The sequence below is a fragment of the Ochrobactrum sp. PL_is483 genome, assembly GCF_055816855.1.
The window spans coordinates 755,592-769,090 of record NZ_JBVPGS010000040.1; the positions used below are offsets into that span (position 1 = coordinate 755,592).

17 protein-coding genes are annotated in these 13,499 nt (G+C 58.4%); 11 read left to right on the top strand and 6 right to left on the bottom strand.

Translation table 11 applies throughout. From position 1 onward, the window contains the following. Window positions 1-108: 108 nt before the first annotated feature. The 4 genes from AC0TNJ_RS21895 (at window position 109) to AC0TNJ_RS21910 (ending at window position 3,850) form a co-directional block, all read left to right on the top strand. On the top strand, window positions 109-525 hold the full coding sequence (locus AC0TNJ_RS21895; protein WP_473772380.1) for a DUF2267 domain-containing protein: 417 nt from the start codon (window positions 109-111) through the stop codon (window positions 523-525). Between the two features lie 132 nt (window positions 526-657). After that, window positions 658-2,088, top strand: coding sequence for a glutamine synthetase family protein (locus AC0TNJ_RS21900; RefSeq protein WP_122001996.1), 1,431 nt, complete (start codon window positions 658-660; stop codon window positions 2,086-2,088). Window positions 2,089-2,150: 62 nt separating this feature from the next. Then, entirely contained in the window at window positions 2,151-2,513 is a 363-nt protein-coding gene (locus tag AC0TNJ_RS21905; protein ID WP_473772433.1) for a four helix bundle protein, read from the top strand. 50 nt (window positions 2,514-2,563) lie between these two features. Next, on the top strand, window positions 2,564-3,850 hold the full coding sequence (locus AC0TNJ_RS21910; RefSeq protein WP_473772381.1) for an NAD(P)/FAD-dependent oxidoreductase: 1,287 nt from the start codon (window positions 2,564-2,566) through the stop codon (window positions 3,848-3,850). A gap of 76 nt (window positions 3,851-3,926) precedes the next feature. Here the strand turns inward: AC0TNJ_RS21910 and AC0TNJ_RS21915 are convergent, their stop codons facing one another. Continuing rightward, window positions 3,927-4,748: a Hint domain-containing protein gene (locus AC0TNJ_RS21915; protein WP_473772382.1), complete on the bottom strand. Its 822-nt coding sequence runs from the start codon at window positions 4,746-4,748 to the stop codon at window positions 3,927-3,929. A gap of 369 nt (window positions 4,749-5,117) precedes the next feature. On the opposite strand from AC0TNJ_RS21915, the gene dmeF reads away from it, so the two are divergent. From dmeF to AC0TNJ_RS21930, 3 genes are all read left to right on the top strand, one after another. Continuing rightward, complete coding sequence (dmeF, locus tag AC0TNJ_RS21920) at window positions 5,118-6,059, top strand: CDF family Co(II)/Ni(II) efflux transporter DmeF (RefSeq protein WP_473772383.1); 942 nt, start codon at window positions 5,118-5,120, stop codon at window positions 6,057-6,059. Between the two features lie 23 nt (window positions 6,060-6,082). Beyond that, window positions 6,083-6,358: a metal/formaldehyde-sensitive transcriptional repressor gene (locus AC0TNJ_RS21925; protein WP_021587391.1), complete on the top strand. Its 276-nt coding sequence runs from the start codon at window positions 6,083-6,085 to the stop codon at window positions 6,356-6,358. A 189-nt stretch (window positions 6,359-6,547) separates the two neighbouring features. Then, a complete protein-coding gene (locus AC0TNJ_RS21930) occupies window positions 6,548-7,366 on the top strand; it encodes a prephenate dehydrogenase/arogenate dehydrogenase family protein (protein WP_473772384.1) in 819 nt (272 codons plus the stop codon). Here the strand turns inward: AC0TNJ_RS21930 and AC0TNJ_RS21935 are convergent. Beyond that, window positions 7,338-7,796 (bottom strand): Lrp/AsnC family transcriptional regulator, encoded by a 459-nt coding sequence (locus AC0TNJ_RS21935; protein ID WP_006473061.1) that lies wholly within the window; start codon window positions 7,794-7,796, stop codon window positions 7,338-7,340. The genes AC0TNJ_RS21930 and AC0TNJ_RS21935 overlap by 29 nt on opposite strands. 270 nt (window positions 7,797-8,066) lie before the next feature. Between AC0TNJ_RS21935 and AC0TNJ_RS21940 the strand changes: the two genes are divergently transcribed. The 3 genes from AC0TNJ_RS21940 (at window position 8,067) to AC0TNJ_RS21950 (ending at window position 9,978) form a co-directional block, all read left to right on the top strand. Beyond that, on the top strand, window positions 8,067-8,807 hold the full coding sequence (locus AC0TNJ_RS21940; protein ID WP_122002002.1) for an AzlC family ABC transporter permease: 741 nt from the start codon (window positions 8,067-8,069) through the stop codon (window positions 8,805-8,807). Further along, window positions 8,804-9,103: an AzlD family protein gene (locus AC0TNJ_RS21945; RefSeq protein ID WP_010659133.1), complete on the top strand. Its 300-nt coding sequence runs from the start codon at window positions 8,804-8,806 to the stop codon at window positions 9,101-9,103. Before AC0TNJ_RS21940 ends, AC0TNJ_RS21945 begins: the two co-directional genes overlap by 4 nt. 221 nt (window positions 9,104-9,324) lie before the next feature. Continuing rightward, on the top strand, window positions 9,325-9,978 hold the full coding sequence (locus AC0TNJ_RS21950) for a heme-binding beta-barrel domain-containing protein (protein WP_122002003.1): 654 nt from the start codon (window positions 9,325-9,327) through the stop codon (window positions 9,976-9,978). A gap of 145 nt (window positions 9,979-10,123) precedes the next feature. Here AC0TNJ_RS21950 and AC0TNJ_RS21955 read toward each other — a convergent pair whose 3' ends face one another. The 3 genes from AC0TNJ_RS21955 to gcvA all read right to left on the bottom strand — a co-directional run bounded on the left by AC0TNJ_RS21955 (window position 10,124) and on the right by gcvA (window position 12,460). Continuing rightward, on the bottom strand, window positions 10,124-10,984 hold the full coding sequence (locus AC0TNJ_RS21955; RefSeq protein WP_473772385.1) for a sigma-70 family RNA polymerase sigma factor: 861 nt from the start codon (window positions 10,982-10,984) through the stop codon (window positions 10,124-10,126). Next, entirely contained in the window at window positions 10,984-11,454 is a 471-nt protein-coding gene (locus AC0TNJ_RS21960) for a carboxymuconolactone decarboxylase family protein (RefSeq protein ID WP_473772386.1), read from the bottom strand. Before AC0TNJ_RS21960 ends, AC0TNJ_RS21955 begins: the two co-directional genes overlap by 1 nt. A 118-nt stretch (window positions 11,455-11,572) precedes the next feature. Beyond that, window positions 11,573-12,460: a transcriptional regulator GcvA gene (gene gcvA, locus AC0TNJ_RS21965; protein WP_122002005.1), complete on the bottom strand. Its 888-nt coding sequence runs from the start codon at window positions 12,458-12,460 to the stop codon at window positions 11,573-11,575. Between the two features lie 130 nt (window positions 12,461-12,590). On the opposite strand from gcvA, the gene AC0TNJ_RS21970 reads away from it, so the two are divergent. Beyond that, on the top strand, window positions 12,591-12,809 hold the full coding sequence (locus AC0TNJ_RS21970; protein ID WP_473772387.1) for a hypothetical protein: 219 nt from the start codon (window positions 12,591-12,593) through the stop codon (window positions 12,807-12,809). Window positions 12,810-12,814: 5 nt separating this feature from the next. Here the strand turns inward: AC0TNJ_RS21970 and AC0TNJ_RS21975 are convergent, their stop codons facing one another. Beyond that, complete coding sequence (locus AC0TNJ_RS21975) at window positions 12,815-13,480, bottom strand: GntR family transcriptional regulator (RefSeq protein WP_473772388.1); 666 nt, start codon at window positions 13,478-13,480, stop codon at window positions 12,815-12,817. Window positions 13,481-13,499: the final 19 nt, after the last annotated feature.

Here is a 13,499-nt window from a genome sequence, read left to right on the forward strand (position 1 = left end):
ACGCGGGATGGTCCATCGTGATCCTGCCCGATGCCCCGGAAGGACCGCATTCTTTCCGGGGGCATCGGTAAAGCTGCCCTTGCGGGGCGAGAAACACGAGACCAATTCATGTCAATTCAACCACTCATCGACGGCATTGCCGCCAAGATCAACATCGATCCGCAGCTTGCGGAAAAGCTCGCTGGCTCGGTATTTTCCGTGCTGCAGCACAGCGCGCCTGAAATCGGCAGCAAGATTTTCGCGCTCCTGCCGGATGCGCAGCAGCTCGCCAGCGCCCACGACGTGCTTGCCAACAGCACGGGCGGCATCATGGGCGCGCTGTCAGGCCTGATGGATAATGTGGCTGGCGAAAAGATGAGCGCATTGTTGAAAGCCGCGGCCACGCTTCGTTCCAGCGGCCTTTCCAGTGACCAGATCACCGAGGCCGGCGGACAGGTGATCAACTACGTGCGCGATCATGACCCGAAGCTGATCGATCAGCTGGTCGCCAACGTGCCCGCGCTCAAGGGCCATTTCGGTCTCTGACGCATCTATTTCTGGTTTGTGTGCGCTTTCTGCGATGGCGCACACAAAAGCTTGGCCAACCCATTTGTCCCATTTGTCATTGACGACGGTCACAGCTATCATGCCGTTATCGAAATCATTTTCTGGTGATGGATGTCTGCTGATACGACGGAAAAGAAGGTTACGCGCGCCCCGCGTCGCCGTACGCCTGCCTATGTCAAATCGCTTCGCGGTGTGAAGAACTGGAAACAGGCGACCGAATGGCTTGCCTGGCGCGACATCGAAGACATCGAATGCATTACCCCCGATCAGGCGGGGGTTGCCCGCGGCAAGATGATGCCGTCGAAGAAATTCACCTCCAATACCTCGCTGGCATTGCCTTCCGCCGTCTTCATGACGACGATTTCCGGCGATTATCCGGAGGACGGCCACGGGTTCCACTACCCGGAAGACGACGGCGACCTGAGACTGCTGCCCGATCTCTCCACCCTGTCGGCGGTTCCCTGGGAATCCGACCCGACGGCGCAGGTGATCTGCGATCTGGTTTATCAGGACGGGCGTGCGGTCGAGTTCACCCCGCGCAATGTGCTGCGCAATGTGGTTGCCGCTTACAACAAGCGGGGGCTGAAACCGGTCGTCGCACCGGAAATCGAATTTTATCTGGTGCGCAAGAACCCCGACCCCGATTACCCTCTGACGCCCCCGGTGGGACGTTCGGGCCGCGCCATTGGCGGCGGTCAGGGCTATTCGATCGCCGGCGTCAACGAATTCGACGAACTGATCGACGATATCTACCATTTCTCAGAAGGTCAGGGCCTTGAGATCGACACGCTGATCCATGAGGAAGGCGCGGGCCAGCTTGAAATCAACCTGCGCCACGGCGACCCGGTTGAACTGGCCGATCAGGTGTTCATGTTCAAGCGCACGATCCGCGAGGCGGCGCTGAAACATGATATGTATGCCACTTTCATGGCGAAGCCCATTCAGGGTCAGCCGGGATCGGCGATGCATATTCACCAGTCCATCGTGGACAAGAAGACCGGGCGCAACATCTTCACCAATGAGGATGGCGGCGAAAGCGAAGCTTTCCGCAACTTCATCGGCGGCATGCAGCGCCATGTGCCGAATGCGCTCGTCATGTTCGCCCCTTACGTCAACTCCTACCGCCGCCTGACGCCGGACGCTTCCGCGCCCGTCAACGTCAAATGGGGCTATGACAACCGCACGACTGCATTCCGCGTGCCGCGCTCCGACCCCAATGCGCGCCGCGTGGAAAACCGCATCCCCTCTTCCGATGCCAACCCCTACCTTGCCCTTGCTGCTTCGCTTGCCTGCGGACTGATCGGCCTTGTGAACAAGATCGAGGCGGAACAGCCCGCGACCACCAGCGTCAATACCAAAGAGGTCGACCTCCCCCGCGGCCTGATCGACGCTGTGGAGCTGTTCGAACAGGATACCGAGTTGCGCAACCTGTTCGGCAGTTCCTTCATGACGACCTATGCCGCCATCAAACGCGCCGAGTTCGAAACCTTCATGGAAGTCATCAGCCCGTGGGAACGCGAGTTTTTGTTGCTGAATGTTTAAGGGAGTAAGGGAGTAAGGGAGTAAGGGAGTAAGGGAGTAAGCAGATATGCGGGGGCGTGGCTGTGGCAATCAATTCTTATCGCGATATACTTGTGTGGCAGCAAGCAATGGAGCTCGTGACGGCTATATACAAATCGACTGAAACCTGGCCGAAAGAAGAGGTGTATGGCCTTACCAGCCAGGTTCGGCGTGCTGCCGTTTCTATTCCGGCCAATATCGCGGAAGGATATGGCCGCGACACGCGCGGTTCCTACCAGCAGTTTCTGCGTATCGCTCAAGGTTCCTTGAAAGAAATGGAAACTCACTTACTCATTGCTGAAAGGTTGGGCTTCATCAGAAGCGAAAAAATGGAACCCATAATGGCAAAGAGTGAAAGCGTCGGAAAACTGTTACGACTTTTGATCCGCAAACTATCGGAAACCTGACCTACTCCCCTATTCCCCTACTCCCCTACTCCCTTAAAACGGAATCGCCAATGCCCTACCAGTCCCCAATCTCGCCCGGCTATTCCTGGTACGAGGCGACCGTTCCGGATCGCCCGCAATATCCCGAGATGGATGGGTCGCGGCAGGCTGATGTCGTCGTCATCGGCGGCGGATATACGGGGCTGTCAGCGGCCTATCATCTGGCAAGGCTGGGCGCAGATGTGGTTCTGATCGACGGCGCACGGTTCGGTGATGGCGCATCGGGGCGCAATGGCGGGCAGTTCGGCACCGGCCAGCGCACATGGGCCGAGGAGCTGGAAGCCGAATATGGCTTCGAGCGCGCCAAGGCGCTGTTCGACGTGGCGGAAGAAGCCAAGGCTCACCTGCTCGCTTTTGCGGACGAGCACAGGATCGACATGGAATATGTGCCCGGCCAGATTTCGGTCGTGCACAAGCCGCGCTATCTGAAATCCTATGAGCGTCACGTCGAGCTGATGGCAAGTCGCTTCAACTATCCGCACCTGCGCCTGCTCGATCGTGAGGAAACGGCGCGCCTGCTCGGTTCGCAGCGCTATCATGGCGGCGTCCGTGATGCAGGGACCGGCCACATTCATCCGCTGAAACTGCTCATCGGAACGGCTAAAGCCGCCCATGCAGCGGGGGCGAAGCTGTTTGAAGACACAAGAGCCACCAAAATCAGCACAGCAAGCGGGCGGGTCGAGGTCGAAACCAATCGCGGAACCATCGTCGCGAAAAACGCCTTCATCGCCGTCAATGCTTATGGTGGGCTATTGGAACCGGTCGGCGCATCGCATGTCATGCCGATCCGCTCCTTCATCGGCGCAACGGTGCCGCTGGGCGACGATAGCCCGGTTATTCCGGGCGGTGAATCCGTCGACGATTCCCGCTTCGTGGTGCGCTATTTCCGCCGCTCGAAGGACGGCAGGCTGCTGTTCGGCGGGCGCGAAGCCTATACCGCCGACAATCCGCGCGACATCAGCACGCATATCCGCCGCCAGATCGCCGAAATTTACCCGGCGCTGGACAAGGTTGAGATCACCCATGCATGGGGCGGTTCGGTTGGCATCACCATGCCGCGCCAGCCTTTTGTGCGCGAGGTCATGCCCGGCGTCATTTCGGCGGGCGGCTATTCCGGTCATGGGGTGATGCTGGCCAACTACATGGGCAAGCTCTATGCGGAAACCCTTGCAGGCAATCGCGACAGGCTGAAACTGTTCGAGGAACTGCGCATTCCCGCCTTCCCCGGTGGTCGCACCTTCCGCTCGCCGCTCCTGTTCCTTGCCCTGTCATGGTATGCATTGATGGACAGGATTTAGGTCGGCTTTCTTTCATGAAAAAGGCGAGGTGCAATCTGCACCCCGCCATTCTTATCATCGTCCGGTGCTTCATGTTCTACGCTACGCTTGCACCTGCCTTCGCGGCCAGACGCTGATAGGTTTCCTCAACCACGTCCCGCACGGGAAGAATGCCGCTCATGCACAACAGCGCATGCATGTGCTGGCGGGCGCCTTCATAGCCCATCAGCGGCGCATAGGGCTGCATGATGATATTGGCTTCTTCCGGGTATAGTTCCTGATACTCGGCAAAATTGGTGAAGCTCTTGTAGCTGTCGCCGCGCATCAGATAAGTCTCCACGGCAGTCCCTTCCGCCAGCACGGCATCGTGACCGTCGAGAACGATGTTGTAATAGTCGATCGGCTTGTCCATCGACACGCGCGCTATGCTCTGGCCGTTGACCAGATCCTTCACGCGGATCAGCACGCCATCGATGAGCAGCGCATGGTTGGGCGAAAGATAAAGGTCGCGATGCGGGGTTTTACCGTCGATGGCATGGCGCTTGACGCGGATCGGCATCACGCTCTCGCTCCATTCTGCGCCGCCCTTTCTGTGGCTCTGCCAGCCGACCCATTTGACCGGGCGGGCATCGCCCCGAACCGTGGTCACGAGATCGCCAACTGACAATGCCTCTACCGCCACCGGGCCGGTGGGTGTTTCGATGAGCGTTCCTTTCAGAAGGCAGTTGGCGCCCGTGCCGCCTCCTCCGCCGTGACCACCATGCCACCATTTCGTGCCCAGCGCCTGCGACGGCCGCGACGACACCGTTGCAGCAAACACGCCAAGCGCCGCAATCCTCGCGGCAGCGGCGGCTGTGAGACCCAGAAAATGCCGTCGCGCACGATTGCGCGGCGAATGCGGGTTCTTTTCCGAAGACATGTATCCCTCCGCTCTTCTCGTTACGGCACCGGCCTGAAAATCAGCGTGGATTTCTAGCAAAGCACGATGCACAGCTTCCAACCCTGAAGCGTCGTTCCGCGTTGCCCGGACCAGTGGCGCTTCGATGCTTTGCCCCAAGTTGATGTTCCCGATCTTAGCTGATCCCGCCCCCGAATAGATTCCGGCAATCAGGCCATCGGGCTTCTCGAAAAGGCGCACGGCTTTACTCCCAAAGGTGTAACTTTCATCAATCCGGCGGATAGGCCCGCATGCAACAGCGCCGGCCAAAGTCAGCGCCGCGCCTGAGAATGTGATTTGTCAGCCCTCGTAAAATAGTATACCCCCCTATTCTAACTGAAAGGATATTTCATGGGCGCGCATCACCATCCGGACCACCCGGGGCATCAGCTTTCGTCCCGGCACGAGCATGTTTTTCTGGGCGAGAACCACCAGCGCAACGAAAAGCGAACCTGGATGGTAATCGCCATCACGGTGACGATGATGATAATCGAGATCACCGCCGGAAACCTTTACGGCTCCATGGCTCTGACCGCCGATGGCTGGCATATGTCCACCCACGCCGCGGCAATGCTGATTGCAGCGCTGGCCTATCTCTATGCGCGCAGGCACGCGCATAATTCGCGGTTTACCTTCGGCACCGGCAAGCTCGGCGATCTAGCAGGTTTTGCCAGCGCGATTGTTCTGGCGCTGATCGCCCTCCTGATCGGCTGGGAAAGCTTCTGGCGCTTCAGCGCGCCGGTCAGCATCGATTTTCACGAGGCCATTCTGGTCGCCGTCATCGGTTTGATTGTCAATCTGGTCTGTGCCTGGCTTCTCAGGGACGATCATTCGCACCATCACGACCACCACCACCATGATCACAGCCATGACCAGAACCTGCGCGCAGCCTATATGCATGTGCTCGCCGATGCGCTGACATCGGTGCTTGCCATTACAGCGCTTCTGCTGGGCAGTCTTTACGGCTGGCTCTGGCTTGACCCGGCGATAGGCATCGTCGGCGCCTTGGTGATCGCAAACTGGTCATGGGGCCTGATAAAGGACACGGGCTCCACCCTGCTCGACTATCTGCCGGAAGACGAGGATCTGCCGCAGGAGATCGCCGAAATCATCACCCGCGAGGGCGGCGAAATTGCCGACCTGCATGTCTGGCAGCTTGGGCCGGGCCATCACGGCGCCATCGTTTCGATCATCGCGGAACAGCCACAAGCGCCGTCCTATTACCGGAACAAGCTTGCAGCCATCCATGATTTGTCGCATGTGACGGTGGAGGTGGAACCGCGAACCGCCTGACCGTCCAGATTTCAGGAGCATCCATGACCCACACGATCCGCGAAAAGCAGAAGCTCATCAACCGCGTGCGCCGGATTCGCGGCCAGCTTGAGGGCGTGGAACGGATGCTCGAAGACGAGAAGGGCTGCGCCGAGGTCATGCAGGTGATTGCCGGCGTTCGCGGCGCGGTCAACGGGCTGATGGCGGAAGTGATCGAAGACCATATCCTGATGCATGTGGCCGATGGCGCCCTTCCGCAGAAGGAGCGCGACGAAGGCGCGGGCGAGCTTGTCGATGTGGTTCGCGCCTATCTGAAATAGACGGTGTTGACATCCGTTCAAGGCAGGAATAGCTAGACGGCATGAACAAAGCACTCATCAGCACCCGGTCTTATTACGCCCCGCTCACATAGCGGCGGGTTTGCTTTGTCATAGTTCAACCGCTGCATTGCCAGCGGTTGAGTTTCAAGGACAGCGCCTCTGGCCATGCGGCCCTTAAGAGGTCAGTCCATGTCTCGCGACAACAATCAGCATACGAAAATTGGTATTATCGGCTTTGGTGCGTTCGGGCAGCTTATCGCCCGCTATCTGAACCCGTATTTCCAGTTCTATGCCTATGATCCTGCCGCGAACCTTGAACAGACGGCGCTGATACACGGCGTTGCTCCGGCCTCTCTGGAACAGGCCGCCCGGTGCGATATCGTTATTCTGGCAACGCCGGTCGCAATGCTTGAGCGGGTGGTGGAGGCGATTGCGCCGCATGTGCGCCCCGGCGCGCTTGTTCTCGATGTCGGTTCGGTGAAGGTCGGGCCTGCCGATATCATGCGGCGCGGCCTGCCCGCGCATGTCGATATTGTCGCCACCCACCCGCTTTTCGGCCCGCAAAGTGTGCGCGACGGCATTGCCGGGCTCAAAATCGCCGTCTGCCCAGTGCGCGGCACGCGATTCCATCGGGTTGCAGCCTTCCTGAAGAAGCACCTTTCCCTCAATGTCATCGTGACAACGCCGGAAGACCATGACCGCGAGGCGGCGATGGCTCAGGGCCTGACGCATCTCATCGCCAGGGTTCTGGTGCAGATGGAGCCGCTCCCCACCCGCATGACGACAAAAAGCTTCGATCTTCTGATGCAGGCGGTCGACATGGTCCGCCACGATGCGCCAGAAGTGTTTCAGGCCATCGAGCACGCCAATCCCTATGCTTCGAAGATGCGAAGACGCTTCTTCGCGCTGGCAGATCAGGTCAATGAAGAACTGGCGCAGCTCGATCTGGTCATTACGAAAAACCCGGCCGCAGAGGAGGTTACAGAGGCATTTCGGAAGTCTGCTTGACCGTCTGGCTCGGCACGTCGGTCTTCAGGTTCTGAACACCCTTTATGCGGCTCAGATATTCCGACTGGAAGCGGCGGTAATCCTCGATATCCGCCGCAACCACCCGGATCATCGCATCGTAGTCGCCGAGCATGAAATAGCATTCAAGCACCTGCGGCAGCTTCAATATTTCCTTGGCGAAGGTCTGAAGCGTTTCCTCGTCCTGCTGGTCCAGCCGGATGCGGGTGAAGAAGGTCAGCCCCTTGCCGACCTTGGCCGGGTTCAGCACCGCGACATAACGGTCGATCACGCCCGCCTCCTCCAGCAGCTTCACCCGCCGCAGGCATGGCGAAGGCGAAAGGCCGACCTCGCGTGCGAGATCGTTATTGGCGATGCGGCCGTCGCGTTGCAGTACGCGCAGAATCCGTTTGTCGATCTCATCCAGCTTCATTAGCGCTCGATTCCATTTATGCCAATCTTGTTGGCATTCTCTGCCAAATATTGATGCATGAGGGCATAATTCGCAACCAAATTGCTGACGGAATTGATTATAGTTGCGCAACTCTCAAGAGACTTGGAGCGGTTCCGGTTAAAACGGAGTCGCCGGAACGGCTCTAACCTTTTGTTTTTATCGCATTATCCAACGCAAAACCGCTTCGCACTTTTGCTGGAAATGCTCTGGAAAGGGGCAGCCCGTTAAGGGCCAGCCAACAGGAATTTTATGGATATTTCACAGGCCTATGTGCCTCAAAAAAGCAGATCCGGGCGCGGATCGGAATTCCGCCGCGGGGCCGCAGCCGGCCTGCCGGTTCTGCTTGGCATCATTCCCTATGCGCTGGTGCTGGGCGCGCAGGCAGCTCAAAAAGGCCTCAGCATCGTGGAAGTGCCGCTGATGACCGGGCTGAACTTCGCAGGCGGATCGGAATTCGCGGCCATCCAGCTCTGGACCTCGCCGCCGCATGTCCTGCTGATCGTCGCGATCACCTTTCTCGTCAACAGCCGCCATCTGCTGATGGGCGCGGCTCTGGCACCGTTCATCCGCCACCTGCCCAAGCGCAAGGCTTTCGCGAGCCTTTTTCTGATGTGCGATGAAAGCTGGGCGCTCGGTCTTGCCGATGCGAAACGCCGCCAGTCGAAAGGCGTCAATCCGGCGATGAGCCTCACCTTCTATGCCGGGGTGGCCATACCGTTCTACCTCGCATGGGTGGTCTTCACCACGCTTGGCGCGGCCTTCGGCCCGATGATGGGAGACCTGCGGCCTTACGGTTTCGACATGGCGTTTCCGGCTGTGTTTCTGGTACTGCTGGCGGGCATGTGGAAAGGTTTTGCGGCAGCGCGCCCGTGGCTGGTCAGCCTTGTGGTGGCGGCGCTCACCTATCTCACTGTTCCCGGCGCCTGGTATGTCGCCGCCGGTGCCTTGTCCGGCCTCGTTGCAGCCTATCTGCTGGCAGGTGAAGAATGATTGATCCGTTAGCCGTTCTCACCATCGTTCTGATGGCAAGCGTCACCTATCTCACCCGCATCGGCGGCTATGTGCTGCTGCGCAACCGCACGCTGAGCAAACGCGCGACGGCGGTGATGGAAGCAGCACCGGGTTGTGTCCTGATCTCGGTCATCGCGCCCGATTTCGTGTCCGACAAGCCAGCCGACCTCATCGCGCTTGCAATCACGATCTTCGCTGCAACGCGCTTTTCCATGCTGCCGACCGTGCTGATCGGCATCGGCGCGGCCGGGGCTTGCCGCTACCTGATCGGCTGAGCCGAAGGCGCCGTGCGTCTTTTGAAATGGGTGTGAAAACCAGACGTTGGAGCGCCGATCTGTTCAATCAGATCGGCGCTCCTATGTTCACGAAATAGTCAATTTCTGTTCAATTGACTATTTTTTTAGAATAAATCTAAGCTGAACTGCGCCGTACATAGCAGACCCGATATTTATATAGTTACGGAAATTATTTAAATCGGCGCATATTTGAGGAAACTATGCTTAGATTCAAAGTTGCTTTGTTAGCTCTATCTTTTTCAGCATTGACTCTTCCATCATACGCTAAAGATACGCCCGCCTCCCAAACAAACAGCACAATAGTAAACGGCCTGGATTTTGGCCCATTGGCAAAACTCATCGGCACGTGGAAAACGGAAGAAACTGGCGGCACTGACGTAGCCCCCGGCCAGGCACAATCTGCCGTAGGCAAAGGCGGCCTTGCGGTGGAGCCATATTACGAAGTTTATACATTTGAGCCCGCTGCCGACGCGAAAAATGCAAGCGATCAGGCTCTGACCGCCATTTATTACAAACAGGAAGTATTTCGCAAAAGAGATAACGCCAAGTTTCATGATCAAAGGGGATACATGATCTATGACAAAAAGAATGATGTTGTATACAATTCTTTTTGCATCCCAAGAGGCGTTTGCATCGTTGCTGAAGGAAAAGCTGGCGATGTGATGAAACTTGAAACAAAAAATCAGGGAATTGCCGAATCTGACTATATGTTGGAGAACGACAATACCTTGAAATTCTCCATAGACATGGATTTCTCCAAAGACAAACTTAAATACAGCCAAACAACCAACTTGCAGGTGTATGGAAAGCCTTTCGATCACAAGGATACAAGCACACTCAAGAAGGTAAGCTGAGGATTGAAACGCTCCGGCTTGCCTTTAAGATTGCGCGCGACACCGCAATCTGGAGTGCCGATCCAATTCATCGGATCGGCACTCCAACCTGTCTTTGTTCAAGCTGAGCCTGATCGTTTCCCGCTTCACTCGGGTCAGATTATGCTCAGTGCAGATGCTTCAGCTTGTCGGGATTGCGGACGACATAAATCCCGGCAATCTTGCCATCTTTCATATCGAGAGCCGTCGTCTGAATTTCTCCATCGGCTTCGCGCGTGATGAAGCCGGGCAAGCCATTGATGAAAACGATGCGCAGCAGCGTCGACTGGTTGCCACGGAAATAGCCCGCCAGTTTCTCGTGGATTTCCATCACCTCGCTGAAGCCGAAAGCAGGCTTCGGGAAGGCCGGGCGCTTGCCGCCGCCATCGGCATGCATGTGCACATCTGCGGCGAGCATGGTGCCGAGCAGCTTCATGTCGCCGCTGCGCGACGCCGTGAAAAAAGCCTGCGCCAGCTCAAGCCCGCGTTGCCTGTCGACCTGAAAGCGCGGACGCTCCTCGCGCACATGTTTTCGCGCGCGTGCCGCAAGCTGGCGGCAGGCGACCGCATCCCGCTGGATAGTCCTTGCTATCTCGTCGAAATCCAGCCCGAAGACATCGTGCAGCAGGAATGCGGCGCGTTCCAGCGGCGACAGGCGCTCCAGCGCCAGCATGAGCGGCAGGGTGACGTCGTCATCCGCTTCCTCTTCGACGATCGGGTCGGGAATCCATGGCCCGAAATAGGTTTCGCGCTGGTTGCGCCCGGATTTCAGAAAATCGAGGCACAGGCGGGTAACGACGCGGCGCAAAAAGGCTTCCGGCTCGCGCACCGCGCTGCGGTCGGCGTTCATCCATCGGATGAACGCTTCCTGCACCATATCCTCCGCGTCGGCGACCGAACCCAGCATGCGATAGGCAACGCGGATCAGTTTCGGGCGCAGCGGATCGAAGCTTTCGGCTGCATCGCCTTGCGGAGATATGTCGGCCATCATGCAGCTGCCTTTGCTACGGGCTGCTTGGTTTCCGGGTCGAACCAGAGGTCGAGGCCGACCGCAATGCGGTTCCATCCATTGATGATGTTGATCATCAATGTAAGGTTCACCTGCTCCTCCTCGGTAAACTGTGCCCGCATGGCGGCGCGCGCTTCTTCCAGATCGTGACCGTGCGACAGGCGGGTCAGCGCATCCACCCATCCCAGAGCCGCACGTTCACGCTCAGAATAGCACGGCGCTTCGCGCCAGGCCGACAGCAGATAGATGCGCTGCTCGGTCTCGCCGAGGGAACGCGCTTCCACCGTATGCATATTGATGCAATTGGCGCAGGCATTGATTTGCGATGAGCGGATTTTGACAAGCTCGATCAGGCTCGCCTCAAGGCTGGATGCAATGGTCATCGAGGCGTTCAGCCAGGATTTCATCGTGGCAGGCGCGGCATTGAGCGGGTTGAGCAGAGGGGTCATCGTATCGTTCCTTTCGGTTCAAGAGGTTCGACAGACATGACGAGACAGAATTGCCCAATGTGACATGCGGTGGAAAAAATTTTGAGTGTGCCGAAAAATCGAATGCGCTACTTCAGCGCTATTCGCAGTCGAGTTCGCTCAATATCCATTCCCTGAATGCGCGAATCTTTGGCGTGTTGCGGCGGGACCGGGGATAGACCAGCCAATAGGCGCGGCCATCGTCGCAAAGAATGTCAAAGGGCTGGATGAGCTGCCCGGTGGCGATTTCTATTTGATGGAAAGCGGGCGTGAGGATGCCGACGCCCTGCCCCGCAACCGTTGCCCGCCCTTCAATATGCTGGGCGCCCAGGCGGTTCTGCAGGTTGCCCTGCAATTGCGGGTTTTCAATCCCCGCCGCCTTGAACCAGATCTTCCACCACGGGTCGCTCGCATCGATTATCTTGAGCCGCAACAGGTCGGCAGGCTCCTTTACCCCGCCAATGGTCGCAGCCAGAGCCGGGCTCAGCATGGGCGTGAAACTCGCCTTGATGAGCTGATGCGCTTCCAGACCAGGCCATTTGCCGAAACCGCTCCTGATCGCGATGTCGACATTGGTCGTCGCGAAATCGATCACACTGTCGGACGTATCGAGCCGGACCGCAAGCGACGGATGCCGCATCTGGAAAGAGCCAAGCCGGTGCGCCAGCCAGTTCGCGGCAAATGTGCCCAGAACGCTGATCGACAACGTGCCCTCCGCGTCTTCACGCAGGCTGGCGAAGGCATTGCGCATCGTCTCGAATGCTTCCGTAATCGCGGGCGCAAGCTGCTTGCCAAGTTCGGTCAGTTCCACCTGTCGCGGCTTGCGCAGGAAAAGCGGCGCGCCGACGCGCTCCTCCAATATCTTGATCTGATAGCTGACTGCGGCCTGCGTCATGCCCAGTTCCGCCGCGGCGCGGGTGAAACTTGCATGGCGGGCGGCGGATTCAAAAACGCGAATGGCCGATAAAGGGGGAAGCGCTGCGGTCATGATACATAAGTCCTCCTTATGCACACTAATTGATGTTCAATTGGAAAACAAAGGCTTTCGGGCGCATATCTACGGGCACAGATTAACGGGCCGCTGCCTCCCACAGCCGCTTCATCCGACAGGTAAGACCATGAAGAACCTCAATTCTGCCACCGCCCCGGCACCCACTATCTGCCATGAGGCTGACAGCGGCTGGAGCGCGCTGTTCTCCCGCCTGTTTTCACGCAAGCGCACCCATATCGTCATCACCGAGCATTCGCCGGAATATCTCCTGCGCGATATCGGTATAGGCGATGGGCGCACGCAATATTATTCGCGGGACGGCCATAAGCTGCCCGAATGGCGGTGACTGCGTCAGCCGCTGATGACGGCAAAGCCCCGCGCCTTGAGGCCGCGCCGGTCCTCGTGCAGATTGCTGACGAGGCGGCTGCGGCTACCGTCCAGATGAGCGCTCATCAGACGCGTCGCCTTGTCGGCGTCCCCTTCGCGCACCGCCTCGAGAATGGCGCGGTGTTCCGCCCATGCGCGGGCAAGCGCCGCCTCGTCGCGCACCTCCAGCCAGCGCGCCCGTGAGAGGCGCTGCATGGCGTCGCGCACGCCACGGCTGAGAAACTCATTGCCGGAAAGCCGCGCCAGTTCGATATGAAAATCCATGCCGATACGGTGCCATTCCTCGCGTGAAGTGTCGGCATCGCAACTGTCCAGCATGGCTGCAATAGGCTCCACGTGGCTGCGATCTTCCAACGCGCAGGTGAGCTTCAAAGCGGCGATTTCCAGCGCCTCGCGGTAGACGCCGATCTGCTCGATTTCACCAAGATTGATGGGCGAAACCGTCCAGCCGCGCCCTTCGCGGCAGATCAGCCCTTCCGCCTCAAGCCGCAGGAGCGCCGCCCGGATCGGCGTGCGCGAGGCGTCAAACTGCGCCTCGATCCAGCGCTCGGTCAAACGCTCGCCCGGCCCCAGTTCCAGCCCGAGGATCATGTCGCGAAGCTGCGTTTCAACCTGCCTCATCTGTGACATTGGCGACCATTCTCCGTTT